Raw genomic sequence first — 554 nt, forward strand, 5'->3', positions numbered from 1 at the left:
TGAGACAGGTGCTGCATGGCTGTCGTCAGCTCGTGTTGTGAAATGTTGGGTTAAGTCCCGCAACGAGCGCAACCCTTATCCTTTGTTGCCAGCACTTCGGGTGGGAACTCAAAGGAGACTGCCGGTGATAAACCGGAGGAAGGTGGGGATGACGTCAAGTCATCATGGCCCTTACGAGTAGGGCTACACACGTGCTACAATGGCGCATACAAAGAGAAGCGAGCTCGCGAGGGCAAGCGGACCTCATAAAGTGCGTCGTAGTCCGGATTGGAGTCTGCAACTCGACTCCATGAAGTCGGAATCGCTAGTAATCGTAGATCAGAATGCTACGGTGAATACGTTCCCGGGCCTTGTACACACCGCCCGTCACACCATGGGAGTGGGTTGCAAAAGAAGTAGGTAGCTTAACCTTAGGGAGGGCGCTTACCACTTTGTGATTCATGACTGGGGTGAAGTCGTAACAAGGTAACCGTAGGGGAACCTGCGGTTGGATCACCTCCTTACCTGATGATACGAAATCGAGTGAAGTGCTCACACAGATTGTCTGATGAAAA

General features: G+C 52.2%; 1 rRNA gene. It reads left to right on the forward strand.

What is annotated here, in order from left to right:
• Positions 1 to 503: ribosomal RNA gene (locus tag DDT52_RS20825) — 16S ribosomal RNA — on the forward strand; the annotation flags it as partial.
• Positions 504 to 554: the final 51 nt, after the last annotated feature.

Origin of the sequence: Brenneria roseae subsp. roseae (assembly GCF_003115845.1) — a bacterium.
In the GTDB taxonomy this organism is placed as follows: Bacteria; Pseudomonadota; Gammaproteobacteria; order Enterobacterales; family Enterobacteriaceae; genus Brenneria; species Brenneria roseae.